Raw genomic sequence first — 1073 nt, forward strand, 5'->3', positions numbered from 1 at the left:
GTCCACGCCCACGGCCGGGGCTTCTCCGCACAGGCGGGCCAGCTTCTCGATGTCCTTGGCTGGCACGCCGCAGATGGCGCTCATGGCCTTGGGGGTCTTGTCCTTGACATGGTCCTTGACCTTGTCGAAGTCGCCCTTGCGCACCCATTCCTTGACGAACTTTTTGTCGTACAGCTCGTTGGCGATGAGGTAGTTGATCATGCCCAGGAACAGGGCCGTGTCGCCCGACGGGCGGATGGGGATCCACCAGTCGGCCTTGGCCGCGTCCGGGCTGAAGATGGGGTCGACCACGATGAGCTTGGCGCCCCGGCCCTTGGCCTCAAGGATGTCCCTGGGGACCGAGGCGTCGTCCAGGCAGCCGAAAGCGTGGCGGCCGCACAGGAGTATGACGCCGTCCTTGGGCATGGTGAACCAGGCTGGCGGGATGTGGTGGTTGGGCACACCGCCCCAGCATTTGATCTGAGCCACGATCTTGGCCGAGTCGCAATGAGGTAGACCCGTGTTGATGTATCCCCCGTAGGCGTTCAGAAAATGCCACTTGGGGTCGGTCAGCGAGTGCGGGAAGAAGCTGTAGGTCAGTTTGTGGGCCTCGCCTCGATCATACAGGCTGCGGAGTTTGGCCTCAATGGTGTCCATGGCTTCGGCCCAGGTGATTTCCGAGAATTTTCCCTCGCCCCGCTCGCCAATTCGCTTAAGCGGTTTTGTCAGGCGATCCTTGGCGTATTGCAGGGTCACGCCGGCCATGCCCTTGACGCAGACTTTTCCGCGGAAGCGGGGATTTCCGCGCACCTCGGTGACTCGTCCGCCATGGATGCGGGCCTCGATGGCGCATTCGGCCTTGCATTGGTAACATACCGTCGGATACCAACCGTCCTTGGCCATGGTTGCCTCCTTGTCGCGGCCCGGCCTCGTGGTCCGGTCCGCCGGTTGAACATGCCCCGGGTTCATTCCCGGGGTCCCAAACCCTATTTGTCGTCCTCGGGCCATTTCCCGGGATAGTCCGGATGCCTCCATCGGTAGGCCCGCACCGTCATCCAGACTAAGACGGCGCAGACTGCGAAGGTCCCCCAAAC

The 1073-nt window shown here is 62.6% G+C and carries 1 protein-coding gene; it reads right to left on the bottom strand.

Annotated elements, in window-relative coordinates:
• Positions 1 to 882: formate dehydrogenase (locus EOM25_15295; protein ID NCC26545.1), on the bottom strand; the 882-nt coding region annotated here is incomplete at its 3' end.
• Positions 883 to 1073 lie beyond the last annotated feature (191 nt).

Source organism: Deltaproteobacteria bacterium (assembly GCA_009929795.1).
Lineage (GTDB): Bacteria > Desulfobacterota > Desulfovibrionia > Desulfovibrionales > Desulfomicrobiaceae > RZZR01.